Origin of the sequence: Kitasatospora cinereorecta, assembly GCF_024172095.1 — a bacterium.
In the GTDB taxonomy this organism is placed as follows: domain Bacteria; phylum Actinomycetota; class Actinomycetes; order Streptomycetales; family Streptomycetaceae; genus Kitasatospora; species Kitasatospora cinereorecta.
This window is the reverse complement of the sequence record NZ_JAMZDX010000007.1, coordinates 529,165-554,371: the sequence shown is the minus strand read 5'-3', so window position 1 is coordinate 554,371 and position 25,207 is coordinate 529,165. Positions and strand designations below refer to the sequence as shown.

Here is a 25,207-nt window from a genome sequence, read left to right as displayed (position 1 = left end):
CGACCGTCCGGCTGGCCCACCCGCTGCTGCTGGGCGACGACCTGGCCGCCTGGTCGGAGGTGTTCGCCGACTACGAGATCCTGCAGCCGTTCCGTCAGCTCGGCCGTCAGGTGTACGCGCTGACCGACGAGGAGCGGGCCGGGCACCGTCTGACCCGCTTCGAGAACGGTCCGCTGCTGCCGACCGCCCGGCTGGTCGGCATGGAGCGGCGCGGCTGGCAGCGCGGCGAGCCGCAGGACGCGGGCGTGGAGCGCTGGCTGTCCCGCCGGGTCGGCCCCGACCGCTATGTGGTGCTCTCCCCGGAGCACGGCATCACGGTCGGCATGCACGACGTCTTCCCCGAGCAGCGGGTCGAGACGGTGTGGCTCGACGTCCGCCCGGGCGACTACTGGACGCACAACCGCACCTTCCCGACGTTCGCCGAGCTCGACCCGGTGACCGCCTCCGAGGTGATCGCCGACCTGACCGAGCTGACCACGCCGTGAACCCGCCCACCGACCCCGACCGCCGCACCGACCACCCCACCGGCCACCGCGCCGGCCGCCGCACGGACCACCGCACCGACCACCCCGGGAGGGCCGCCATGACCACCACCGCCGAGGAGCAGCTCCAGCGGCCGCCCGCCGAGGTCCGGTACGCCGAGGAGCTGGCGGCGCTGCGCGCCGACGACCGCGACCACCGTCCGCCGGGCTGGGAGCTGAGCCTGCGCGCGGCCCGGCGGTTCATCGTCGGGGACGAGGCGGCCGGCATCGCCCGCAAGTTCGTCGGCGACCCGGCGCTGGTCGAGCGCGCCCTGGTGACCCTGGCCACCAACCGCGGCCTGCTGCTGGTCGGCGAGCCGGGCACCGCCAAGTCGCTGCTGTCGGAGCTGATCGCGGCGGCGGTCAGCGGCACCTCCCGGCTGACCGTGCAGGGTGGCGCGGCGACCACCGAGGACCAGATCAAGTACTCGTGGAACTACGCCCTGCTGGTCTCCGAGGGCCCGTCCACGCGCTCGCTGGTGCCCGCGCCGATGCTGAGGGGGATGGCCGAGGGCCGGGTGGTCCGGTTCGAGGAGATCACCCGCTGCCCGTTGGAGGTGCAGGACTCGCTGCTGTCCCTGCTCTCCGAGCGGGTGGTGGCCATCCCCGAGCTGGACGGGCCCGAGGGCATGGTCTTCGCCAAGCAGGGCTTCAACGTGATCGCCACCGCCAACACCCGCGACCGCGGCGTGAACGAGATGAGTTCGGCGCTCAAGCGCCGGTTCAACTTCGAGACGGTCTTCCCGATCCCCGACCTGGACACCGAACTCGCCCTGGTCGAGGCCGAGTCCGGGCACCTGCTGCGCCGCTCGGGGGTGACCGCGGCGCCCGACCGGGACTTGCTGGAGGTCCTGGTCACCGCCTTCCGCGAGCTGCGGGCTGCCGAGGGCGGCGACCGCCCGTCGGCGGTGATGAGCACCGCCGAGGCGGTCTCGGTCGCGCACGCGGTCGGGCTGCGCGGCTGGTACCTGCGCGGCGAGCCGGGCAACGCCGCCGACCTGGTCTCCAGCCTGGCCGGCACCGCCGCCAAGGACAGCCCGGAGGACCTGGCCAGACTGCGCCGCTACCTGGAGCAGCGCGTGCCGCGGCGGCGCGGCGCGCACTGGCAGGCCGTGCACGACGCCCGCCACCTGCTGGCCGGCTGATGCCCGCGGTCTTCCTCGGGGTCCGCCACCACTCCCCCGCCTGCGCCCGGCTGGTGGCGGACACCGTCCGACGGCTGCGGCCCGCGTACGTGCTGGTCGAGGGCCCGGCGGACCTCAACGGCCGGCTGGACGAGCTGGCCCTCGGCCACGACCTGCCGATCGCCGTGTTCAGCCACTACCGCGACGCCGAACGCACCGCCACCACGTGGGCGCCGCTCTGCGACTACTCGCCCGAGTGGGTGGCGCTGCGCGAGGGCCGGGCGGTCGGCGCGGAGGTGCTGTTCGTCGACCTGCCGTCCTGGCACCCGGCGTTCGAGCTGCGCGCCAACCGGTACGCCGACGCGGAGGCCCGGTACGCCGAGGCCACCGCCCGGCTGTGCGAGCGGTTCGGCACCGGCTCGGTGGACGCCCTGTGGGACGGCCTGTTCGAGGTGGCCCCGGCGGACGGGCTGGCCGAGCGCCTGGACGCCTACTTCGACCTGGTCCGCGGCGACGCCGAGGCGGACGAGGGCGACCGGGCCCGCGAGGCGTACATGGCGGACTGGGTCCGCGCCGTCCTCGCCGAGGCGGGGACGGCGACCGTGCTGGTGGTCACCGGCGGCTTCCACACGCCCGCCCTGCGCACCCTGGCCGGGCGGCCCGCCGAGGTGCCCGGCCGGCCCGCGCTGCCCGCGCCGCCGCCCGGCGCGGTCTCCGGCAGCTACCTGGTGCCGTACTCGTTCCGGCAGCTCGACGCGTTCGCCGGCTACCAGTCCGGCATGCCCTCGCCCGCCTACTACCAGCGGCTGTGGGAGGGCGGTCCCGAGGCCGCCGCCGACCGCCTGCGCAGGTCCGTGGTCGCCCGGCTGCGCCGGCGCCGCCACCCCGTCTCCACCGCCGACCTGGTCGCCGCCGCCGCGCTCACCGGCGGCCTCGCCGCCCTGCGCGGCCACGCCGTGCCGTCCCGCACCGACGTGCTCGACGGCCTGGCCGGCGCCCTCGTCAAGGACGACCTGACCCAGCCGCTGCCCTGGTCCGAACGCGCCCCGCTGGCGCCGGGCAGCCACCCGGTGGTGGTCGAGATGGTCGCCGCCGCCAGCGGCGGCCGCACCGGGCGCCTGCATCCCGACACGCCCGCCCCGCCGCTGGTCCACGACGCCGGCGCCCGGCTCGCCGCGATCGGCGCCACCGGCACCCGCCCGCTGACCTGCGACCTCACCATCGCGGACGGCCTGGCGGCGAGCCGCACCCTGCACCGGCTGCGCGTCCTCGGCGTGCCCGGCCGCCACCGCACCGCCGGCCCCGCCCACGGCGCCGACCCGGTCACCGGCGAGCGCTGGGAGGCCGAATCGGAGAGCGGGCGCGACGCCGCCCTGATCGAGGCGGGCGCGTACGGCGCCACCCTGGACGAGGCCGCCGCCACCGTCCTCGCCGAACGCGCCCGTACCACCGGCTCGGCCGACGCCGGCCTCGCCGACCTGCTCTTCGACACCGTCCTGTGCGGCGCCACCGCCCTGACCGACCGTCTGCTGACCACGCTCACCGCCACCGTCGCCCGCCATCCCGACCCGGGCGCGCTCGGCGCCGTCCTCGCCACCGCGCTCGGCCTGTGGCGGCACGACCGCGTGTACGGCACCGCCCGCAGCCCGCTGCTCGCGGCCGTCCTGGACGGCGCCGTCAGCCGGATCCTGTGGCTGGTCGAGGGCGCCCACGGCCGGTCGGGGGCCGACCCGGCCCGGCTCACCGCCCTCGCCGCCGTCCGCGACGCGCTCCGCCACGCCCCCGAGCAGCTCACCGCCACCCGCGCGGACACCGCCGCCCTCGCCCTGCGCATCGCCCGCGACCCGTACGCCCCCGCCGACCTGCGCGGCGCCGCCCACGGCCTCCACCTCACCCTCGACGTCGCCGCACTCGACGCCGCCGCCCTTGACGTCGCTGCCCTCGACGCCGCCGGCAACCTGGACTCGCTCGGCGACTGGCTCGCCGGCCTGTTCGCCCTCGCCCGCGAGGAGGTCACCGCCGACTCCGGCGACGGCTCGCTGCTGGCCGTTCTGGACGCCGTCCTCGCCGACCTCACCGACGCCGAGTTCCTGATCGCCCTCCCGGCGCTGCGCCAGGCGTTCGCCTGGTTCCCACCGCGCGAGCGCGAGCGGATCGCCCGCCGCCTGATCGAGCGCCGCGGACTGCGCGGCTCCGGCCGCGGCCTGCTCCGCACCACCGCCGACCCCCTGCACCTGGCCGCCGCCCGCGCCCTGGAGGAGAACGTGACCGCCCTGCTCGACCGCCACGGCCTGCGGAGCGCCCGGTGACCCCGCCGGAGACCACCCCCGACCCCGCGTTGGAACGCTGGCGCCTGGTCCTCGGCTCCCCCGCCGAGCCGTGGACCGGCCGCCCGAGCGCCGACGCCGCCGCCCGCGACGCCGCCCTCGAGTGGCTGTACGGCCGCGACCAGGACCTCGACCGCCGCGGTGTGCGGAGCGCCGGACTGGAGCCGTCCCGGGTGACCGCGGTCGACTGGCTGGACGACATCCACCGCCTCTTCCCCCGCGAGACGATCGAGCGGCTGGAGCGCGACGCGGTCGAGCAGTACGGCATCGACGAGATCGTCACCGACCCGACCGTGCTGGAGCGGGTCGAGCCGAGCCCCGCACTGCTGCGCGCGGTGCTCCGCACCAAGCACCTGATGAACGAGCAACTGCTCGGCCAGGCCCGCCGGATCGTGGCCGCCGTGGTGCGGCAGCTGATGGAGCGGCTCACCCCGGAGCTGCGCCAGGCGTTCACCGGCGCCCGGTCCTCCCGCCCGAGCCAGCGCCCGCTGGCCCGCGACTTCGACTTCCGCCGGACCGTCCGGGCCAATCTCGGGCGCTACCGCCCCGCCGAGCGGCGGATCCTGATCGAGCGTCCGCACTTCCACTCCCGCACCCGCCGGCACCTGGAGCAGTGGCAGCTGATCCTGCTGGTCGACCAGTCCGGCTCGATGGTGGGTTCGGTGATCCACTCCGCGGTGACCGCGGCCTGCCTGTGGAGCCTGCCGGGGCTGAAGACCCATCTGGTCGCCTTCGACACCCAGGTGGTGGACCTCACCTCCGACGTCACCGATCCGGTGGAGCTGCTGATGCGGGTCCAGCTCGGCGGCGGCACCGACATCGCCCGCGCGGTCGACTACGCGGCCGGCCTGGTGGAGAACCCGCGGCGCACGATCCTCGCGGTGATCAGCGACTTCTACGAGGGCGGCGACCGGTACCGGCTGCTGCGCACCGTCCGCTCGCTGACCGGGCAGGGCGCCACCGTGCTGGGCCTGGCCGCGCTGGACGAGGAGGCGGCCCCGGCGTACGACCGCGAACTCGCCGGGCTGCTCGCCGACGCCGGCGCGCACATGGGGGCGATGACGCCGGGCATGCTGGCCGGGTTCGTCGCCGAGCGGCTCGGCCGATGAGCGCCGGGACGAGTGCCACGACGAGTGCCGGGATGCGCGCCGACCTGCTGGCCCTGGACGCGGAGACGCTGGCCGCCCTCGCCAACCGCGGCCTGGTCAAGCGCGCCGCCCGGGAGGTCGACGCCGGGGACGGGCCGGTGCCCGCGCTCGACCCGGACGGCACGCTGCGCGGCACCTGCGCCGACGGCAGCGCCGTCGCCCTGCCCCCGGGCACCGGGCTGGACGGCGGCAGCTGCACCTGCGGCGCACCGGGCGTCTGCCGCCACCGGATCGCCCTGGTCCTCGCCCACCAGCGCGCCGCCGCCGATGCCCCCGGCACCTCCCCCGGGCCCGAAGCTCCCCTCTGGTCCCCGGGTGCGCTCGACGACGAGGCGCTGACCGCCGCCGTCGGCGCCCGCGCCGTGGCCGCCGCCCGCCGGACGCTGGAGCGCGGCTGCACCGCCCGGCTGCACCACGCGACCCCGGACGACCCGCAGCCGGTCGCCGAACTCGCCGCCTGCACGGTCCGGTTCCCGGTCCCCGGCGAGCTGGGCTTCGCGGTCACCGACGCCGCGCAGGACCGCCGCGGCGAAGTGATCGCCCTCGCCGTCTGGGCCTTCCGGGCCGCCGACGGCAGGCCGACCGTCACCCTCGGCGGCCGCGCCGAGCCCGACCCGGACATCCCGCCGGTCCTGGACGCCCCGCAGCGCGCCGCCCTGGACACCGCGCTCGGCCTCGCCCGCGAGCTGCTGCTCGACGGCGCCGTGCACGCCGGGCCGGTCCTCACCGCCGCCTTCCACCGGGTCCGCGACGAGCTCGCCGCCCGGTCGCTGCACTGGCCGGCCGGCCTGGTCGCCGACCTGATCGGCCAGCTCGACGCGTACGCCGCCCGGGCCGCCGACCACCGGCCCGAGGAGGCGGCCCTGCTCCTGGCCGAGCTGCACGCCCGCCACCGCGCCGCCGCGCACCCCGGGGCGTCGCCGTCCGAGGTGCTGGGTGTCCGGGAGGCCGCCGAGACGCCGCTGCGCCGGGTCCGCCTCACCGCGCTGGGCTGCCGGGTGCGCTCCACCGCGAGCACCCGGTCCGCCGAGGTGTACCTCGCCCACCCCGCCGCCGGGACCGTCCTGGTGCTGCGCCGCAGCTGGGACGTGCCCGCCGACGGCCGTCCGCCGACCGGTCACGCGCTGGGCGCCCGCCGGGTCGCCGGCCACCGCCTCGACACCCTCGCCGCCGGGAACGTGGTCAGCGAGAGCGCGGTGCGCAGCGCCGCCCGCGAACTCGGCCTCGGCCGGGGCCGGATCGCCGCCACCACCGTCACCCCGGTCGGCACCTCCTGGACCGACCTGCCCGCCCCGCTGCTGCTCACCGACCTGGACGCCCGGCTGCGCAGCCTGGAGGGCCGCCCGCCGAGGCTCATCCGGCCGCGGATCGCCGCCGAGTCCGTGCACGTGGTGGCGCTGTCCGCGGTCGAGGACGTCCGCTACGACGCGGCCGAGCAGCGCCTGGAGGCCGCCGTCCGGGATGCCGCCGGCAACCCGGCCACCCTCGCCGCCACCTACGACCCGGCCTGTCCCGGCGCCCTCGACGCGCTCGCCGCGGCGCTGGCCTCGGACACCGTCACCCACGTCGGCGCCACCGTCGAGCGCCGCGCCGGCCGGACCGTGCTGGAACCCGTCGCACTGCTCGCGGGTGGCACCGTGATCGTCCCCGACCTCGCGCCGGGCGGCGGCTCCGGCGCCCTCGCCCCCGCCGCGGCGCCGTCGACCGACCCGGTCGCCGCCTGCCTCGCCGAGGCGCTCGCCGCCCTGGCCGACATCGCCCACCGCGGACTGCGCCACCCGGACGGCCCCGCCCTCACCCGCCTGGAGCGCACCGCCGACCGGCTGGGCCGCGACGGCCTGGCCACCACCGCCGAACTGCTGCGGGCCCTCGCCCACGCGCTGCGCGGCGGTGACCCCGAGGCCGCGGTCCGCGGCTGGGCGGACGCCGCCGTCCGGGTCGCCGTCGCGACCGAGGCGCACCGCGAGGCCGTCCGCCCCGGCTGACGGCCCGACCCGCGCGGGCCGGCACAACGCGATCGCCGGCGGCTCCCGAGGGAGCCGCCGGCGATCGTTCACGCTCTGCTCAGCACTGGGGACGACGACCGTGGTTCGCCCCGCGCCGCGCCCGTGCCTTCTTCTTCCGACGCCGCTTCGACGACATGGCCACTCCTCTCACAACCGGTGCGCTCCTGCGCCCCACGCTTCCACATCCGGTGTCCGCCGTCCTGCCGGGCTGCGCCGCCCGGCGGGCCGGCGCAGCCCGGTTACCGCGGCGGGACCGTGCCGTCGTAGACGTGGTCCGGGGTGACGATCGCGGTGATCGCGCGGGCGAGGAGGGTCGACGGCTCCTGGCCCTGGCTGCTGGAGTCGGTGTTGATCTCGATGACCAGGGTCGCCCGCTGCGACGGCAGGTACACGGTCACCGTCTCGTAGCCGGGGATGGAGCCGTTGTGCCCGATCCAGCCGTTGGCGTCGAAGATTCCGAGGCCGTAGCCGGTCCCGGGGAAGCCGGTCGGGAGCATGGTGAGGCGCTGCGCCTGGGTCTCGGGGCTGAGCAGGCGTCCGGTGGCGACGATCTCCGCCCAGCGGCGCAGGTCCCGCAGGTCGGAGATCATCGCCCCGGCCGCCCACGCCCAGCTGGGGTTCCAGTCGGTGGCGTCCGCGGTCGCGCCGGTCAGCGTCTGGTCGGTGTAGCCGTGCGGGTGCGGCTCGGGGAACTCCGCGCCCTGCGGGAACAGGGTGTGCCCGAGGCGGGACGGGCGGAGCACCCGGTGCCGGATGACCTCGGCGAGCGGCCGCCCGGTGACCTTCTCGACCACCAGGCCGAGCAGGACCAGGTTGGAGTTGGAGTACTGGAACTGCGTGCCCGGGTCGAAGGTGTTGTCGTGCCGGGAGCCGTACGCCAGCACCTCCTGCGGGGTGAAGGACCGGGTGGGGTCGCTCAGCAGGTCGTGCTGGAAGTCCTCGTCGAAGGTGTACGGGAACAGCCCGCTGCGCATCTCGGCGAGCTGGCGCAGCGTGATCCGCTCGCCGTTCGGGACGCCGTCGACGTAGGCGGAGATCGGGTCGTCGAGGCCGACCCGGTGCTCGTCGACGAGCTGCAGCAGCGCGGTGACGGTGAACGTCTTGGTCTCGCTGCCGATCCGGAAGCGGTCGTCGGTGCGCATCGGCCGGCCGGTGGCGGTGTCGGCCACCCCGGTCGCCCGGACATAGTTCCCCCGGCCCGGCAGCCACAGTCCGACCACGACGCCGGGGATACCGGCCTGCTGCCGGACGTCCTCGATCGCCCGGTCCAGCCGGGCGGTCAGCTCGGGGCCGAGCGGGCAGTCGTCGTCCGGCGCGGGCCGGGCGAGGCCGGCGGCCCGGACGGCCGTCGCCGAGGCCGGGGTCACCGTCATCGGGGCCAGTACGGACGCCGCGAGCAGCGCGGCGGCGAACAGCCGTCGGTAGGGGGTACGTCGCACGTCGGGGTGCCTCTTCCGGTCACGGGCCAGGACCGCCAGATCACCATCGGTACCCCGCCCGGGCCGCTCCGCTGCCCCGCCCGGGCCGGTGAGTCCACTCGTTCGGAGGGCAGGCAGCGGCCCTGACGGGCGGTCGGCCCGGCCCGCTCAGGCGCGCAGGTGGGTGAGGACGCTCCGCATGGCGCGCTCCACCGCCTCCCGCGACTGCGGGCCGGGGTCGAGGGTGTCGAAGGCGTGCCGGCCGTCCGGTACGTCGATCACCTCGATCTGCGCGTCGTACGCCTGGGCCGCGGCCAGGAACTCCGCGACCGTGGCGGCGAACGCCGGGTTCTCCCTGCCGACCCGGGTGAGCACGACCGGCAGTCGGCCCGCGCCGGACACCGCCCCGACGGGACGGAAGCGCGGATCGACCGGGGCCCAGCCGGGCAGCGGCGCCAGGACGGGGTAGCTCGCCGCGACGCAGCGCAGCCAGGGCGGCGGTGCGGCGAGCAGCGGGGCGAGCAGCAGTCCGGCGCCGGAGAAGTGCCACAGGGCGATCCGGTCGGGGTCGATCCGCGGGTCGGCCCGCAGTCGGTCGACGGTGTCCGCGAGGTCGTCCGCGGCGCGCCCGAAGTCGCCGAAGCCGTGCAGCCGGTGGTCGAGCGTCACGCCGATCGCCCCGTGGGCGGCGGCGAGGCGGCCGTAGCCGCGGAAGGTGGTCCAATCGCGCGGGGTGGGCCGCATCCCGGCGGGGAGCGGCCCACCGTGGACGAACACCACCGCCGGGCGCGGGCCGCTCCCGTCGGCGACGCCGTCGGGGAGGTGGAGGTCGAATCGCCCGACCCGCTCGCGGGGCGCGTCCGGCACGTCCAGCACGAACGGCCGCAGGTACGCGGGCGGCTCGCCGGGCACGCCGATCCGGTGCCCTTGGCCCGCCGCGGCGGCGAGCAGGACCTCGGCCAGCTCCTCGGCGTGCGAGAGCATCGGCCAGTGCCCGGCGGGGAGTTCGAAGAAGGTGACCTTCGGGTCGGCGAGGGCCCGGAACTGCGGCGGGCCGCCCGCGACCAGGTTCTCGACCATCGCGATGGTGGCCCCGCCGGCGGTGCACAGCACTCCGGTGGTGGGCAGCGCCGCGGCCTCCCCCGTCAGCCGGAGCGGCTGGGTGAGGGTGGCCGCCGGGTGCGGGACGGCGAGGGCGGTCAGCCGGGCCAGCGCGGGCCCGTCGAGCCCCGCCGTACTGCCCCAGCGCTCCCACTCCCCGACCGCGGGCACGGGGATCGCTGCCACGCCCCGCCCGAGCAGGTCCAGCGCGCGGCGGTCCGGCACGGTTCGGGCCGCCTCGTCGCCGTCTCCGGCCAACGGGGCGTCCAGGTAGACGACGCGGGCGACCCGCTCCGGACGGCGGTCGGCCGCCCCGAGCACCGGGTGGATGCCGTAGCCGTGACCGACGATCACCACCTCGGGCGCCGCCGGCTCGTCGAGCAGGCGGACCACGTCCGCGATGTGCGTCTCCAGGTCCGGCCCGGGGCCGCCCTCGGGGTCGGGGCCGCCGAGGCCGGTGAGGGTCACCGGGTGCACCTGCGCCCCGGCCGCCCGCAGCCGACCCGCCACCTCCTGCCAGATCCCGCCGCCGGTGAACCACCCCGGTACCAGCACGAATGTCGTCATGCCCGCCTCCTCGCGCGCCGTCGCTCCGCGGTCCGACCCCGAAGGCCGTCCGCGCCTGCTCATGCCGCGTACGCTAGGAACTCCCCCTGCAGGAGGTTCAAGTCGTGGGCCCGGACGGCACCTGGAGCATCGGAGAACTCGCCGCGCAGGCCGGCGTGACGGTGAAGACGGTCCGGTTCTACTCCGACCGCGGGCTGCTCCCGGAGACCACCCGCAGCGCCGGGGGCCACCGCAGGTACGGGCCCGAAGCGCTGGAGCGGCTGCGGCTCATCCGCTCCCTGCGCACCCTCGACCTGCCGGTGCCCGCGATCGACCCGCTGCTCGATCGCGAGGACGCCCTCGGGGACGCCCTGGAGGACGCCATCGCACGGCAGCTGCGCGAGCTCGGGACCCAACTCGCCGCCCTGCGCTGGCGCGAGGCCGCGCTTCGGCTGCTGCACGACTGCCCGCCCGAGGAGCGCGCCGACCGGCTCCGCCTGATCGGCGCGGTCTCCGTCCCCCCGGACACCACCGTCCTCGCCCGCTACTGGCGGCGGATCCTGCCCGTCCGGCTGCCCGCCTGCCAGGTGGCCCGGATCGTCGACGCGGCCGTTCCCGACCTGCCCACCGATCCCGCACCGGCCCAGGTGCTGGCCTTCGCCCGCCTGCACGCCACCGTCACCGCCCCCTGCCCCGGCGGCAGCGACGGCGGCCGCCCGCCCAGCGCGGCGGAGCAGGCGCCCGGGTTCCGCCCCGCCGTGCTCTACGACGGCCTGGCCGAGGCGTACGAGCTGACCGCACCCGCTGTCGGCGCCGGACGGAGCCCCCAGCCGGGCGAGGCCCTGGACTGCTTCGTCGCCGCCCACGCCGGCGCCCACGGCACCACCGACTCCCCCGCCTTCCGGCGCCGGCTGCGCCGCCAACTCGCCGACTCAGCGCACCCGGTGATGGACCGCTACTGGCGCCTCGCCGGCGAACTCGTCCCCCACCCCACCCTCGGCGCCGCCCACGACTGGCTCCGCGCCGCCCTCGACACCCACCTCGAGGCGCCCGTCGCCGGCCGCTGATCATCCGACCGGGCCGGACATACGGTACGACGTATGACAACTGTTCGGATCGGTGTGATGTACGACCGCGACTGGGCGCCGGAAGGGTTGCCGGCCTTCGCTCGGGAGGTCGAGGCGCTCGGCGTGGACGACCTGTGGGTGGTCGAGGATCTCGGGTGGAGCGGCGGTGTGTCGGCTGCCGCCGTGGCGCTGGCGGTGACGGAGCGGCTGCGGGTGGGCATCGGGATCACGCCCGCGCCGCTGCGCAGCCCGGCGCTGCTCGCGATGGAACTGGCCACGCTGGCGCGAGTGTTCCCCGGGCGGCTGGTCGCCGGGATCGGCCACGGCGTGGCGGAGTGGATGGCCTCGGTCGGCGTCGCGCCGCGGTCGCCGCTCGCCCTGCTGGAGGAGACCATCGGTTCGGTCCGTGCGCTGCTGCGTGGCGAGCGGGTCGAGCTGGCGGGTCGCGAGGTGCGCCTGGACGGCATCCAGCTGGTGCACCCGCCGGTCGAGCCGCCGCCGGTGGTCGCCGGCGTGGTCCGGCCCCGCTCGCTGGAACTGTCCGGCCGGGTCGCCGACGGCACGCTGATCGCGGAGGGCCACGGACCCCAGGATCTGGCACACGCACGGGAGTTGATCGCCAAGGGCGGAGCGACGGCCGACCACGATCTGATCGTGCTCGCCTTCTGCTCCGTCGGCGAGGACGCCGAGCAGGTGACGCGGACCCTGCGGCCCAGCGTCGAGGGCCACGGCGGCTGGCTCGGCCGCCCGCCGGAGCAGGTGTTCACCGTCTCGGGCCGCCCCGCGGACGCCGCCGGACGGGTGCGCGAGCTGGCGGCGGCCGGAGCGGGGACGGTCGTCCTGCGGATCGTCGGCGAGGAACCGCTGGAGCAGCTCAGGAGCGTCCTGGACGCCCTCGCGGCTTGACGGACTGTCACTCTCCCGGCCCAAAAGGTTGGTTTACCAACGGCGCGTCCCGCCGGCGGCGGCGCGGGCCGGGTGAGGATGACCGCGGAGTCGGCCACGCGGCGGGCGTGGCCACGGGTGGTCACCTCGGGAGTGGGCAGCGGCTATGACGATCGATCGACGGCGGTTCCTGACGGCGCTCGGCGCCGGTGGCGCGATGACGGTGGCGGGTGCGCGGAGCGCGGTGGCGGCGCCGCGCAGGCCGCTCGACGCCTGGCCGGGCCGGGCCCGCGGGGCCGCGGCGCTGCCGCCGGACTGGCAGGCGCTGCGGGCGCGGCTGGGTGAGCGGCTGGTGCTGCCCGGCGACCCGGACTATCCGGTGGCGCGCCTGGGCTTCAACGAGTTGAACGACGGTCAGCTTCCGGCGGCGGTGGCGCGGTGCGTGTCGCCCGGGGACGTGCAGGCGTGCCTGGAGGTGGCGCGCGGGCACGGGGTGCCGATCGCGGCGCGCAGCGGCGGCCACAGCTATCTCGGCTACAGCATCCCGAACGCCGGGCTGGTGATCGACGTCCGGCTGATGGCCGGTGTCGAGGTGCGGCCGGACGGGACGGCCCTGGTCGGGGCGGGGGCGCGGCTGATCGAGGTGTACGCGGCGCTGGCGGCGGCGGGTCGGCTGCTGCCGGCCGGGTCGTGTCCGACGGTGGGCGTGGGCGGCCTGACCCTCGGTGGCGGCATCGGCGTGCTGACCCGCAAGTACGGCCTGACCTGCGACCGGCTGGTGGGTGCCGAGGTGGTGACGGCGGACTCCAGTCTGCGGGAGGCGTCGGCGGAGTCGGAGCCGGACCTGTACTGGGCGCTGCGCGGCGGTGGCGGCGGCAACTTCGGGGTGGTGACGCAGTTTTCGTTCGAGACGGCGCCGGCGCCGGGGCTGACGGTCTTCACGATGAACTTCCCGGCGGGGTCGTCGGAGGCGGTGATCGGGGCGTGGCAGCCGTGGGTGGCCACGGCGCCGTTCGAGCTGTGGGCGAGCTGCCAGGTCGCCGGCGGTACGCCGCCGACCTGTCACATCGTCGGCTGCTGGGTGGGCGGCGAGGACTCGCTGCGTCCGCTGCTGGCCCGGTTCGTGGCGGCGGTGGGCACCGAGCCGACGGCGTCGCGGGTGCTGGAGAAGGACTACCTGGACGCGATGAAGTTCATGGCGGGCTGCTCGACCGACACGATCGCGCAGTGCCATCCGATCTTCGAGGGCGGGATCCTGCCGCGCGCGGCGTTCGTGGCGGTCTCGCGAATGCTGGGTCCGACGCCGGTGGACTCCGCCGGGGTGGTGGAGCTGATGGCCGGCCGGACCGGGGTGTCGCTGCTGCTGGACTCGCTGGGCGGCGCGGTGGCCGAGCTGGCCCCGGACGCGACGGCCTTCCCGCACCGCTCCTCGCTGGCCAGCGCCCAGGTGTACGCGGGCACCACGCAGGCCGGGCAGGAGGAGACCACCGAGGTGGTGGACGGGATCCGGGACGGGCTGGCGCGGTTGGGGGCGCACGGCGCGTACGTGAACTACATCGACGCCTCGCTGCCCGACTGGGGCAGGGCCTACTACGGGGCGAACCTGGGCCGGCTCCAGGAGGTGGCGCGCTGCTACGACCCGGACGGGGTGTTCGCCTTCCCGCAGTCGGTGGTCCTCGCCTGAGGACGGTCGCCGGTCCCCGCCCGTCGATATTGGGCTCCACACATGTCGTCACCTCGTGATATGTACTCCGTTCGTGTGGTGTCCGTCGTCTCCGTACGGCGGGCACCGGTGGAGACGAACGTGTGCCGCGGCCGAAACCGACCGGCGGCACGGAGGGGGTTGCGCCATGCCGCTTCTCAGACGCCTGTTCGGCCGCGGGCCCGCTGCGGCGGCCGCCGCCCCGGCGCCCGAGGTCGACCCGGCCTGCGGTGACGCGGAGCTGCGCCTGATGCAGGCGCAGGCCGCGGCCGGTGACTGGGCGGCGCTGCGCGCGGGGCTGTCCGCGGTGACCGACGAGGCCGACCTGACCTGGCTGGTCGCCGAGGTCGCCGAGACGCCGGGCAGCGAGGTGTGGCTGGCGGAGACGGTCGCCGCGCAGCCCGAGGACGCGTCGGCGCTGCTGCTCTCCGGCGCCCGCCAGGTCTCCTGGGCCTGGGAGGCCCGTACCCGTGCCCGGGCGCAGCACGTCAGCCGCGAGCAGTGGCAGGTGTTCGGCGAGCGCCTGGAGGCGGCCGAGGAGCAGCTGTACGCGGCCGCCGAGCGCGAGCCGTCCTGGCTGGCGCCGTGGTACTTCCTGCAGATCAGCGGCCGTGGCGCGTCGCTTGGGCCGGACGTCGCCCGGTACCGCTTCGAGGCAGCGCTGCGCCGCCGCCCGGACCACCTGGGTTCGCACCGCCAGCGGCTGCAGCAGCTGTGCCCCAAGTGGGGCGGCTCGCGCGAGGAGATGCACGAGTTCGCCCGCGGCGCGATGCTGGCCGCCCCGGAGGGCAGCCCGCTGGGCGAGCTGGTGGCGCTGGCCCACATCGAACACTGGCTGGAGCTGGACCAGGGCGACGACCGGGCGTACATCGGTCGCAAGGACGTCCGGGAGCAGCTGCACGAGGCGGCCGAGCGCTCGGTGCTGCACCCGGCGTACCGCCGCGGGCGGGGCTGGCAGTCGGCGTTCAACACCTTCGCGATGGCGTTCTCGATCGCCGGGCAGCCGGCCACGGCCGAGCTGCTGTTCCGCGAACTCGACTCCACGGTGACCCGCTTCCCGTGGGCGTACCTCAACTCCTCGCCGGGCGAGGCGTTCCGGCAGTGCCGCGAGGCCGCGGCCCGCGCCTGATCCGCCCGTTCCACGGGGTTCCGGCCCCAGTCCTCCGCCCGTCACCGAAGCGAAAGAGCCCGACCCGGTGTCCTCGACCGACCCCGCGGCGTCCGCCGCACCCACCGCACCCACCGCACACACCTTCCAGGTCGACCTGCGCGGCCTGGTGGACCTGCTCTCCCACCACCTCTACTCCAGCCCCCGTGTCTACCTGCGCGAACTGCTGCAGAACGCGGTCGACGCGATATCGGCCCGGCGCGCCCTCGACCCGGACGCGCCGGCCCGGATCACCGTCCGCGCGGACGGCGACCTGACCGTCACCGACAGCGGCGTCGGCCTCAGCGAGGCCGACGTGCACACCTTCCTCGCCACCATCGGCCGCAGCTCCAAGCGGACCGCGGACGGGTCGCTGGACAACACCGGCCTGGCGGCGGCGCGCAGCGACTTCATCGGCCAGTTCGGCATCGGCCTGCTGGCGTGCTTCGTGGTCGCCGACGAGATCACCGTGGTCAGCCGCTCGGCGAAGCACCCGGACGCGCCGGTGGTGGAGTGGCGCGGCCACTCCGACGGCCGCTACACCATCACCACCCTGCCCGCCTCGGCCAAGCCGGAGCCGGGCACCACGGTGCGCCTCACCCCGCGGCCGGACGCCGCCCAGTGGACCCGGCACGACCAGGTGGTCGAACTCGCCCGGCACTACGGCAGCATGCTGCGCCACGAGGTGACCGTCGAGGACGCCCGGGGCGCGGTCACCCGGATCGACGCGCCGGCGCCGTGGGCGGTGCGGCACGGCTCGCCGCTGGCCCGCCGCGAGGCGCTGGCCGCGTACTGCCGCGAGACCTTCGACTTCACCCCGCTGGACACCATCGAGCTGGACCTGCCGCTGGTGGGCCTGCGCGGCGCGGCGTACGTGCTGCCGGACGCGGCGCCGCCGTCCCGCCGGGCCGGGCACCGGGTCCACCTCAAGGGCATGCTGGTCTCCGACCAGGCGGACGAGCTGCTGCCGGACTGGGCGTTCTTCGTCCGCTGTGTGGTCGACGCGGACGGGCTGCGGCCGACCGCGTCCCGCGAGGGCCTGTACGCGGACGAGACGCTCGCCGCGGTGCGCGAGGCGTGCGGGGCGCGGATCCGCGACTGGCTGACCGGGCTGTCGGCCAGCGACCCGGCGCTGCTGCACCGCTTCATCGGCGTGCACCACCTGGCGGTGAAGGCGCTGGCGCGCTACGACGACGAGCTGCTGCGGATGCTGCTGCCCTGGCTGCCGTTCGAGACCACCGACGGCAATGTGACGCTGGAGGAGTTCGCCCGGGCGCACCCGGTGATCCTGGTCGCCCGCACGGTGGAGGAGTTCCGCCAGGTCGCCCCGATCGCGGGGGCGGCCGGTCTGGGCGTGGTCAACGGCGGCTACACCTACGACGGGGACCTGGTGCACCGGCTGCCGGAGATCCGTCCCGGCACGTCGGTCGCGGACCTGGATCCGGGGACGGTCACCGCGCACCTGGACAGCGTCGACCCGGCGGCGGAGCTCGCCGCGGCGGCCTTCCTGGCCGTGGCCCGCGAGGTGGTCGGGCGCTTCGACTGCGACGTGGCGCTGCGCAGCTTCCACCCGGCCAACGCACCGGCCCTGCTGCTGGACAACCGCGAGGCCCGGCACGAGCGGACCCGGTCCCGGCTGGCCGACGAGGCCGACGGGCTGTGGGCCGACATCCTCGGCTCGTTGCGGTCCGAGGTGCCGCGCGCCCAGCTGGTGCTCAACCACCTCAACCCGCTGGTACGGCGGGCGTCCTCGATCCCGGGCCGGGAACTCGCGGTGATCGCCGCCGAGGCCCTGTACGGGCAGGCCGTACTGATGACCCGCCGTCCGCTGACCTCCGGTGAGAGCGGGCTGCTCAACCGCTCGTTCCTCGGCCTGCTCGACCACGCCATGCTCGGCCTCGACTCGGCCGACCCGCAGAAGGAGTCCTGATGACGGACACCCCCGAGGCGCTCGTCGCGGCGCTGCGCGCCAACGACTCGCGCCCGTACGGCCGGCAGCGCACGGTGACGGCCGAGGAGCTGGTCGAGGCCGCCGAGCAGCTGGTCGACCACCGCGACCTCCAGGTGCTGGCGCTGATGGAGCTGATGGAGGCGTACGAGTACGACGGCGAGCCGCGCAAGGCGCCGGTGGTCTTCGCCCGGCTGCTGAAGCTGTGGGACGAACACCCGGACGACTTCGACGACTGGTCGCGCACCCAGCTGTTCTGGCGCTTCAAGTGGGTCGCCTCGGCGCTGCGGAGCACCCCCGACGTGCCGCTGCAGGCGGTGGAGCGCTGGCACGAGGAGCTGCGCACCCGCTACGCCGGGGCCGGCCACGAGCTGCAGCCGTACTACGCGCAGCGCTTCCACCTGGCCGCGCACACCGGGACCGCCGCCGAGGACGCCTTCGACCTGTGGGCGACCCGGCCCCGGTCGCGGATGAGCGACTGCACGGCGTGCGAGGTCCGTTCCCGGGCCCGGCACCATGTCCGGCGCGGCGAGGACGCCCGGGCGCTGGAGGTGTGGAAGCCGGTGCTGACCGGCGAGAGCGGCTGCTCGGAGGAGCCGTGGACCAGCCACGCGTACGCGCTGCTGCCGCTGCTGCGCGAGGGCCGGCTGGACGAGGCCCGCTCCGGCCACCTGGTCGGCTACCGGGGTGCCCGCGGCAAGTCGAGCACGGCGACCCAGATCGGTCTGCACCTGGAGTTCTGCGCGCTGTCCGGCAACGAGCCGCGCGGCCTGGAGATCCTCGCCGAGAACCGGGGCCTGTTCGAGGGCCAGGGGGATCTGCTGGCCCGGCTCGAGTTCCTGACGGGTGTGGAGGTGCTCACCGCCCGGCTGGCCGAGCAGGGCCACGGCGCGCTGCCGGCGGCCGGCCCGACCGGGCAGGGCTGGACGGTGGCGGAGCTGCGCGCCCACGTCGCCGCCGAGGGCGAGGAGCTGGCCGGGCGCTTCGACGCCCGCAACGGCACCTCGGCGGTGGGCGACCGCCACCGGGCCCGGCTCGGCCGGGCGCCGCTGCTCGACCGGCCGCTGGCCCTCGGTGTGCGCGCCGCCGCGGTGGCACCCGCCGCCGCCCCGGTGGTCCGGCCGCCGGTCGAGCCGGTGCCGGAGGACTTCACCGCGCTGGTGCTGCGCGCCCGCGAGCTGGACCGGGTGGACCACCCGGACGGCGACGCCCTGTGGGACCGGATCGCCGCCGCGGTCGCCGCCGAGGACTACCACCACAGCGGGGACGAGGAGCTCGGCCCGCTGGAGCGGCTGCGCGCCGAGCTGGCCTCCCACCGGGCCCAGCAGGCCTTCGAGCGCAAGGACCGCACGGCCGCCCGCGCCGAACTGCTGGCCGCCGCCGAGCTGTACGAGCAGGCGGAGCTGCCGGGCCGGGCGCTGGTGGTCCGGGCCCGGGCCGCGGTCGCGCACCTCGGCGAGGACGACGGCGTCCGCCCCGACTGGGCACACCTGGACGAGCTGCGCCGCCTGGCTGCGGAGGTGCCCGACGAGGACCGGGTGTCGGTGCTGCACAGCGTCACCTACGCGGCGTACCACGAGCTCGGCGACGCCCTCCCGGAGCCGTCCGAGGAGCTGGTCGAGCGCTTCGAGCGGTCGCTCGCCGCGTACCGCGAGGGGAGCGAGGCGCTGGGCAGCGCGCACCGCATCGCCACCGCCGCCCAGTACGCCGCCGACATGGCGGCCCGCCGCGGCCGGCTGGAAGAGGCGCGCACCGGACTGACCGCCGTGGTGGCCCAGCTGGAGCGCGACGAGCTGCCCTGGCGCACCCCGCGCAGCCTCGGCCTGCTGGGCCAGGTCGAGCTGATGCGCGGCGAGTACGGCGCCGCCGTCGAGGTGCTGCACCGGGCGCTGACCGGGGCGGTGCGCTGGCACGACGACTCGTTCCCGTTCGGCCCGACGTACGCGATGCTCGGCCACGCCAGCGAGCACGCCGGCGACCCGGCCGGCGCGGCCCGCGCGTTCACCGAGGCCGCGGCCCGGTTCGACCGGGCGGGCCAGGCCGACGACGCGGCCGGGGTGCGGATCTCACTCGCCTCGGTGCTGCGCGAGAGCGGCCGGGTCGCGGACGCGGCCGCGGTGCTGGAGTCGGTGCTGCTGGAGGCGGACGGGGCCGGTTTCGACGACCGGCAGACCGCCCAGGTCCGGCTCGACCTGGCCCGCTGCCTGCTGGCGCTGGAGGAGCACCGGGAGGCGGCGGAGGAGTACCTGCGCCTGGCCGACCAGGTCGCGGCCTGGGAGGACGGCCAGGACATCCACACCATGGTCGCCTGCGAGGCCACCGTCGCCCTGGCCGAGGCCGGCCGCTGGGAGGCCGCCCAGGCCGCGCTGCAGCGGGCGATCACCGCGCACGGACTGGCGGCCCGCGCGGACCAGCTCTGCAGCACGCTGCAGCAGCTGGCCCGGCTCACCATGCAGGCCCGCGGCGCGGACGGCCTGGACGCGGCGCTCGCCCACCTGGCCGAGTCGGACGCGGTCTGCGCCCGGGCCGAGGAGGCCGGCCAGGAGGTGACCGGCTGGTTCCAGCGCGGCGTGGCGCAGTACGAGCGGTGCCGTGCGCTGGCCGTCGCCGACCGGGCGGAGGAGGCGCTGGCCGCCGCAGAGGCCGCCGTCGCCGCTCACGAGGCGGGCGGCAAGGACGGCGAGGAGCCGCGCGCCGAGGCGCTGCGGATGGCCGCGCTGATCGAGGCGCGCAGCCTCGGCCGCACCGCGGCCGCCCGGGCCCGGCTGGCGGCGGGGGTCGAGCGCTGCGAGCGGGCGGGCCTGCCGGAGGCGGCGCGGGTGCTGGCCGGGCTGAGCGACCGCCTGGCCGCCGAGGCCGAGCAGGGCTGACGCCCGGCCCCGGCCGCGCCGGGGAACCGATCAGGATCGAAGAAGCCGGTGTCCATGGCCCGCACCTAGCGTGGGGGCCATGGACATCAGCATTCACTGGACCTTTCTTCCGCACGACGACCCTCAGGCCTCGCTGGCCTTCTACCGCGACGCCCTCGGTTTCGAGGTGCGTCAGGACGTCGGCTCCGGCGCGATGCGCTGGATCACCGTCGGCCCGGCCGGCCGCCCGGAGACCTCGGTCGTCCTGGAGCCGCCGGCCGTCGGCCCCGGCATCACCGACGAGGAGCGCCGCACCGTCACCGAGATGATGGCCAAGGGCACGTACGCCCGGCTCACCCTGGCCACCACCGACCTCGACGGCGTCTTCGAGCGGATCCGGGCGACCGGCGCCGAGCTCGTCCAGGAGCCCACCGAGCAGCAGTACGGTGTCCGGGACTGCGCGTTCCGCGACCCGGCCGGCAACCTGATCCGGATCAACGAGCTCGCCGTCGCCGAATCCGCCTGAGCCGCACAACAGTGGGAGAGACCATGAGCAGGGCCCCCCGGACGAACCCGCGATCGGGTGCGCCGCACGGTGCCGACAGCCACGATCTGATCCGCGTGCACGGTGCGCGCGAGAACAATCTCAAGGACGTCAGCATCGAACTCCCCAAGCGGCGGCTGACGGTGTTCACCGGGGTGTCCGGCTCGGGCAAGAGCTCGCTGGTCTTCGACACCATCGCGGCCGAGTCGCAGCGGCTGATCAACGAGACGTACAGCGCCTTCGTGCAGGGCTTCATGCCGACCCTGGCCCGCCCCGAGGTGGACGTCCTCGAGGGTCTGACCACCGTGATCACCGTCGACCAGCAGCGGATGGGTGCCGACCCGCGCTCGACGGTCGGCACCGCCACCGACGCCAACGCGATGCTGCGCATCCTGTTCAGCCGGCTGGGCACCCCGCACATCGGCCCGCCGAGCGCGTACGCCTTCAACGTGCCCTCGGTCCGGGCGACCGGGGCGATCACCGTGGAGCGCGGCGAGCGCAAGGCGGTGAAGGCCACCTTCAACCGCACCGGCGGCATGTGCCCGCGCTGCGAGGGCCGCGGCTCGGTCTCCGACATCGACCTCACCCAGCTGTACGACGACTCCAAGTCGCTGGCCGAGGGCGCGCTGACCGTGCCCGGCTACAAGCCGGGCGGCTGGAACCACCGGCTCTACAGCGAGTCGGGCTTCTACGACCCCGAGAAGCCGATCCGCAGGTTCACCAAGCGGGAACTGCACGACTTCCTCCACCACGAGCCGGTCCGGATGAAGATCGCCGGCATCAACATGACCTACGAGGGGCTCGTCCCGCGGATCCAGAAGTCGATGCTGGCCAAGGACCGGGAGGGGATGCAGCCGCACATCCGGGAGTTCGTGGACCGCGCGGTCACCTTCACCACCTGCCCCGAGTGCGACGGCACCCGCCTCGCCGAGGGCGCCCGTGCCTCGAAGATCGGCGGGACCAGCATCGCCGACGCCTGCGCGATGCAGATCAGCGACCTGGCCGAGTGGGTCCGCGGCCTGGCCGAGCCGTCGGTGGCCCCGCTGCTGGAGTCGCTGCGTCAGACCCTCGACTCCTTCGTGGAGATCGGCCTCGGCTACCTCTCGCTCGACCGGCCGGCCGGCACCCTGTCCGGCGGCGAGGCGCAGCGGGTGAAGATGATCCGTCACCTCGGCTCCGCGCTGACCGACATCACCTATGTGTTCGACGAGCCGACCGTCGGCCTGCACCCGCACGACATCCAGCGGATGAACGAGCTGCTGCTGCGCCTGCGGGACAAGGGCAACACGGTGCTGGTGGTGGAGCACAAGCCGGAGACCATCGCGATCGCCGACCACGTCGTCGACCTCGGTCCGGGCGCCGGCACGGCCGGCGGCACGATCTGCTTCGAGGGCACGGTCGGGGAGCTGCGCTCGGCGGGCACCGTGACCGGCCGTCACTTCGACGACCGGGCCGCGCTCAAGCAGGCCGTCCGCACGCCCACCGGCGCGCTGGAGATCCGCGGGGCGAGCACCAACAACCTGCGTGACGTGGACGTGGACATCCCCCTCGGGGTGCTCGCCGTGGTGACCGGGGTCGCCGGCTCCGGCAAGAGCTCGCTGATCCACGGTTCGCTGGTCGGGAGCGGGAGCGGCGGCGGGGACGGCGGCGGGGACGGCGAGGGCGTGGTCACCGTCGACCAGAGCCCGATCCGCGGCTCCCGGCGCAGCAACCCGGCGACCTACACCGGGCTGCTGGAGCCGATCCGCAAGGCCTTCGCCAAGGCCAACGGGGTGAAGCCGGCCCTGTTCAGCGCCAACTCCGAGGGTGCCTGCCCGACCTGCAACGGCGCCGGTGTCGTCTGGACCGACCTGGCGATGATGGCCTCGGTGGCCGGCGTCTGCGAGGAGTGCGAGGGCAGGCGCTTCCAGGCCTCGGTGCTGGAGTACCGGCTCGGCGGCCTGAACATCAGCGAGGTGCTTGCGATGCCGGTGGCCGAGGCGCTCGCCTTCTTCGACACCGGTGAGGCCCGCATTCCGGCCGCGCACCGCATCCTTGCGCGGCTCGCCGACGTCGGGCTCGGCTACGTCAGCCTCGGCCAGCCGCTGACCACGCTCTCCGGCGGCGAGCGGCAGCGGCTCAAGCTGGCCGCCCGGATGGCCGAGCAGGGCAGCGTGTACGTCCTGGACGAGCCGACCACCGGCCTCCACCTCGCCGACGTCGAGCAACTGCTCGGCCTGCTGGACCGGCTGGTCGACTCCGGCAAGTCGGTGGTCGTCATCGAGCACCACCAGGCGGTCATGGCGCACGCCGACTGGATCGTCGACCTCGGCCCCGGCGCCGGCCACGACGGCGGCCGGGTGGTCTTCGAGGGCACCCCGGCCGACCTGGTCGCCGCCGGGTCCACCCTGACCGGCAAGCACCTCGCGGCGTACGTCGGCGGCTGAGCCTTTCGGACGAAACCGGGCGCCCGCCGGCTGCTGCCGGCGGGCGCAGCCGGGCGCCGGCCGCCGTGTCGGCGACGGGAACCGGGCATTGCGCACATATGGTGATCAATCAGTCACCGTACGGTGGCGGACGCAACCGCCCCTCGGGCGCGGCCCGGTGCCGGCCCGGCTCCGGGAGATCCCATGCCTGTGCCTCGGCAGAACAGCATCGCTCACACCGAGAGCCCGCCCCGTCCGGGCACGCTCTGGCGGATCGGACGGTGGTGCGCCCGGCACTTCACCCTCGTGATCGTCATCTGGCTGCTCGCGCTGCTCGGCGTCCAGCTCGCCAACCGCGCGGCGGGCGGCGAGTACTCGGACAACTTCTCGCTGCCCGGGACGCAGTCCCAGGACGGCAAGGAGGTGCTTCAGGCGCACGAGCCGGCCGTCGGCGGCACCAGTGCGCAGGTGGTGCTGCACGACACCTCCTCGCTGACCGACTTCCAGAGCCAGGTCAACCAGGCCGTCTCCTCGCTGGGGCAGCTCCCGCACGTGCTGTCCGCGCAGAACCCGCTCCCGCCGGCCGGTCAGCCCCCGCAGCCCGGCGGGCCGTTGTCCAGCGACGGCACCACCGCGTACATCACGGTCCGCTTCGACACCAACCCGACCACGCTCGGCGACACCTACCTCAACCAGGTGGACACCGCGGTCGCCCCGCTGCGCGAGGCCGGCGTCGAGGTCGAGTACGGCGGCCCGCTCGGCGAACTGGCCCGGCCCGCCGCCGACGACCGGACCAGTGAGCTGATCGGCTTCGCAGTGGCGATCGTCGTCCTGCTGGTCGGCTTCGGCAGCGTGATCGCCGCCGGCCTGCCGCTGGTCACCGCGCTGATCGCGGTGGTGGTCGGCCTCGGCCTGCTCGGCCTGCTGGCGGCGCTGTCCACCTTCGCCACCGTCGCCCCCACCCTGGCCACGATGATCGGCCTCGGGGTGGGCATCGACTACTCGCTCTTCCTGCTGACCCGTCACCGACAGAGCCTGATGGACGGCAAGGACCCGGCCGACGCCGCCGGGCACGCCGCCGCCACCAGCGGCCGCGCCGTCCTGATCTCGGGCTGCACCGTGATCATCGCGCTGGCCGGCCTCAGCGTGTCCGGCGTCAGCTTCATCTCCAAGCTGGGCCTGGCCGCCGCCGTCACCGTGGTCACCGCGGTCTGCGGCGCGCTCACCCTGCTGCCCGCCATGATGGGCCTGATCGGCCGCAACATGGACCGCTTCACGGTGCGCAAGCCCGTCGCCGAGCAGACCCTCTCGGAGAACGAGGAGGTCACCGGCATGTGGCACCGCTACGCCCAGCGGGTGGAGCGGCGGCCGTGGTGGTTCCTGTCGGCCGGCCTGGCGATCGTGGTCATCCTGGCCATTCCGCTGTTCTCCATCCAGCTCGGCCACATCGGCGACGGCGCCGACCCGACCTCGTTCACCGATCGCCGCGCCTTCGACCTGATGTCCCAGGCGTTCGGCCCCGGCTCCAACGGGCCGCTGACCGTCGTGGTGGACCAGAGCAACGTGCCCGCGGCCAACCAGGCCGCGCTCAAGGCCAATGTGCAGCAGGCCCTCACCGGCGTGCCCGACACCGCGAGCGTCGGCCCGCTGCAGACCAGCAGCGACGGCGCGGTGCTGTTCACCACCGTCACCCCCGACCAGCAGCCGCAGGACAAGTCCACCACCGACCTGGTCGGCCACCTCTCGGACACCGTCCTGCCGAACGCGGTCGCCGGCACCGGCGCCACGACCTACGTCACCGGCACCACCGCCGCCCAGGTCGACTTCCTCGACATCGTCTCCAGTCGGCTGATCCCCATCATCGCGGTGGTGGTCGGTCTGGCCTTCATCATCATCCTGATCGTCTTCCGGGCCCCGCTGATCGCCCTGAAGGCCGCCATCCTCAACCTGGTCTCCATCGCCGCCTCGTACGGCGTCCTGGTGGCGGTCTTCCAGTGGGGCTGGGGCGGTGAGGCACTGGGCGTCAACGGCAAGGTGCCGATCGAGAGTTACGTGCCGATGATGATGTTCGCCATCGTCTTCGGCCTCAGCATGGACTACGAGATCTTCCTGCTCTCCCGCGTCCACGAGGCCTGGCTGAAGACCGGCGACAGCAAGGGCTCGGTGGCGCACGCGCTGGAGATCACCGCCCGGGTCATCACCTGCGCCGCCCTCATCATGGTCAGCGTGTTCGCCGCCTTCATCGTCAGCGACAACATCGTCATCAAGATGATGGGCCTCGGACTGGCCGTCAGCGTCCTGATCGATGCCAGCGTCGTCCGGCTGTTGATGGTCCCCGCCGTGATGACCCTGCTCGGCCCCGCCGCCTGGTGGACCCCTCGCTGGCTGGACCGCATCCTCCCGCACATCAAGACCGAGTAGCCGCAGCAGTCGTCGGACGGACGGGCCGCCGGGGTTTCCCCACGGCCC

The 25,207-nt window shown here is 75.3% G+C and carries 16 protein-coding genes; 14 read left to right on the top strand and 2 right to left on the bottom strand.

Features of this window, described 5'->3' with window-relative positions; genetic code table 11:
* The 5 genes from FHR36_RS35275 to FHR36_RS35255 form a co-directional block, all read left to right on the top strand.
* A partial coding sequence (locus FHR36_RS35275) for a DUF4132 domain-containing protein (protein WP_253804108.1) occupies positions 1 to 485 on the top strand: 485 nt, incomplete at its 5' end.
* Positions 486 to 583: 98 nt separating this feature from the next.
* Positions 584 to 1,666, top strand: a complete 1,083-nt coding sequence (locus FHR36_RS35270; RefSeq protein WP_253804158.1) for an ATP-binding protein — start codon at positions 584 to 586, stop codon at positions 1,664 to 1,666.
* Positions 1,666 to 3,954 carry a DUF5682 family protein gene (locus FHR36_RS35265; protein ID WP_253804106.1) on the top strand — a complete coding sequence of 763 codons (2,289 nt, stop codon included), beginning with the start codon at positions 1,666 to 1,668 and terminating at the stop codon, positions 3,952 to 3,954. The genes FHR36_RS35270 and FHR36_RS35265 overlap by 1 nt, the downstream gene beginning before the upstream one ends.
* Complete coding sequence (locus FHR36_RS35260) at positions 3,951 to 5,081, top strand: VWA domain-containing protein (RefSeq protein ID WP_253804104.1); 1,131 nt, start codon at positions 3,951 to 3,953, stop codon at positions 5,079 to 5,081. The genes FHR36_RS35265 and FHR36_RS35260 overlap by 4 nt, the downstream gene beginning before the upstream one ends.
* Positions 5,082 to 5,113: 32 nt before the next feature.
* Positions 5,114 to 7,105 carry a YehQ family protein gene (locus FHR36_RS35255; protein WP_253804102.1) on the top strand — a complete coding sequence of 664 codons (1,992 nt, stop codon included), beginning with the start codon at positions 5,114 to 5,116 and terminating at the stop codon, positions 7,103 to 7,105.
* Between the two features lie 260 nt (positions 7,106 to 7,365).
* Here FHR36_RS35255 and FHR36_RS35250 read toward each other — a convergent pair whose 3' ends face one another.
* Positions 7,366 to 8,565, bottom strand: coding sequence for a serine hydrolase domain-containing protein (locus FHR36_RS35250; protein ID WP_253804100.1), 1,200 nt, complete (start codon positions 8,563 to 8,565; stop codon positions 7,366 to 7,368).
* Between the two features lie 147 nt (positions 8,566 to 8,712).
* A complete protein-coding gene (locus FHR36_RS35245; protein ID WP_253804098.1) occupies positions 8,713 to 10,212 on the bottom strand; it encodes an alpha/beta fold hydrolase in 1,500 nt (499 codons plus the stop codon).
* A 104-nt stretch (positions 10,213 to 10,316) separates the two neighbouring features.
* Here FHR36_RS35245 and FHR36_RS35240 point away from each other — a divergent pair, with 104 nt between their 5' ends.
* The 9 genes from FHR36_RS35240 (at position 10,317) to FHR36_RS35200 (ending at position 25,159) form a co-directional block, all read left to right on the top strand.
* Complete coding sequence (locus tag FHR36_RS35240) at positions 10,317 to 11,258, top strand: helix-turn-helix domain-containing protein (RefSeq protein ID WP_253804097.1); 942 nt, start codon at positions 10,317 to 10,319, stop codon at positions 11,256 to 11,258.
* Between the two features lie 33 nt (positions 11,259 to 11,291).
* Positions 11,292 to 12,164 carry an LLM class flavin-dependent oxidoreductase gene (locus FHR36_RS35235; protein WP_253804096.1) on the top strand — a complete coding sequence of 291 codons (873 nt, stop codon included), beginning with the start codon at positions 11,292 to 11,294 and terminating at the stop codon, positions 12,162 to 12,164.
* A 145-nt stretch (positions 12,165 to 12,309) separates the two neighbouring features.
* On the top strand, positions 12,310 to 13,827 hold the full coding sequence (locus tag FHR36_RS35230; protein WP_253804095.1) for an FAD-binding oxidoreductase: 1,518 nt from the start codon (positions 12,310 to 12,312) through the stop codon (positions 13,825 to 13,827).
* Between the two features lie 166 nt (positions 13,828 to 13,993).
* The gene (locus FHR36_RS35225) at positions 13,994 to 14,974 is read left to right on the top strand and encodes a hypothetical protein (RefSeq protein ID WP_253804094.1); all 981 of its coding nucleotides are present in this window, start codon (positions 13,994 to 13,996) and stop codon (positions 14,972 to 14,974) included.
* 67 nt (positions 14,975 to 15,041) lie between these two features.
* A complete protein-coding gene (locus FHR36_RS35220; RefSeq protein ID WP_253804093.1) occupies positions 15,042 to 16,922 on the top strand; it encodes an HSP90 family protein in 1,881 nt (626 codons plus the stop codon).
* The gene (locus FHR36_RS35215) at positions 16,922 to 19,810 is read left to right on the top strand and encodes a hypothetical protein (RefSeq protein WP_253804092.1); all 2,889 of its coding nucleotides are present in this window, start codon (positions 16,922 to 16,924) and stop codon (positions 19,808 to 19,810) included. Before FHR36_RS35220 ends, FHR36_RS35215 begins: the two co-directional genes overlap by 1 nt.
* A 79-nt stretch (positions 19,811 to 19,889) precedes the next feature.
* Positions 19,890 to 20,315: a VOC family protein gene (locus tag FHR36_RS35210; protein ID WP_253804091.1), complete on the top strand. Its 426-nt coding sequence runs from the start codon at positions 19,890 to 19,892 to the stop codon at positions 20,313 to 20,315.
* A gap of 23 nt (positions 20,316 to 20,338) precedes the next feature.
* Positions 20,339 to 22,759 (top strand): ATP-binding cassette domain-containing protein, encoded by a 2,421-nt coding sequence (locus FHR36_RS35205; protein WP_253804089.1) that lies wholly within the window; start codon positions 20,339 to 20,341, stop codon positions 22,757 to 22,759.
* Between the two features lie 183 nt (positions 22,760 to 22,942).
* Positions 22,943 to 25,159: an MMPL family transporter gene (locus tag FHR36_RS35200; protein WP_253804087.1), complete on the top strand. Its 2,217-nt coding sequence runs from the start codon at positions 22,943 to 22,945 to the stop codon at positions 25,157 to 25,159.
* The last annotated feature ends 48 nt before the right edge of the window (positions 25,160 to 25,207 follow it).

Coding starts and splice junctions, on each gene's coding strand:
- FHR36_RS35205 (WP_253804089.1), top strand. CDS start 20,339: ATGAGCAGGGCCCCCCGGACGAACCCGCGATCGGGTGCGCCGCACGGT.
- FHR36_RS35270 (WP_253804158.1), top strand. CDS start 584: ATGACCACCACCGCCGAGGAGCAGCTCCAGCGGCCGCCCGCCGAGGTC.
- FHR36_RS35265 (WP_253804106.1), top strand. CDS start 1,666: ATGCCCGCGGTCTTCCTCGGGGTCCGCCACCACTCCCCCGCCTGCGCC.
- FHR36_RS35255 (WP_253804102.1), top strand. CDS start 5,114: ATGCGCGCCGACCTGCTGGCCCTGGACGCGGAGACGCTGGCCGCCCTC.
- FHR36_RS35225 (WP_253804094.1), top strand. CDS start 13,994: ATGCCGCTTCTCAGACGCCTGTTCGGCCGCGGGCCCGCTGCGGCGGCC.
- FHR36_RS35230 (WP_253804095.1), top strand. CDS start 12,310: ATGACGATCGATCGACGGCGGTTCCTGACGGCGCTCGGCGCCGGTGGC.
- FHR36_RS35200 (WP_253804087.1), top strand. CDS start 22,943: ATGCCTGTGCCTCGGCAGAACAGCATCGCTCACACCGAGAGCCCGCCC.
- FHR36_RS35235 (WP_253804096.1), top strand. CDS start 11,292: ATGACAACTGTTCGGATCGGTGTGATGTACGACCGCGACTGGGCGCCG.
- FHR36_RS35245 (WP_253804098.1), bottom strand. CDS start 10,212: ATGACGACATTCGTGCTGGTACCGGGGTGGTTCACCGGCGGCGGGATC.
- FHR36_RS35210 (WP_253804091.1), top strand. CDS start 19,890: ATGGACATCAGCATTCACTGGACCTTTCTTCCGCACGACGACCCTCAG.
- FHR36_RS35215 (WP_253804092.1), top strand. CDS start 16,922: ATGACGGACACCCCCGAGGCGCTCGTCGCGGCGCTGCGCGCCAACGAC.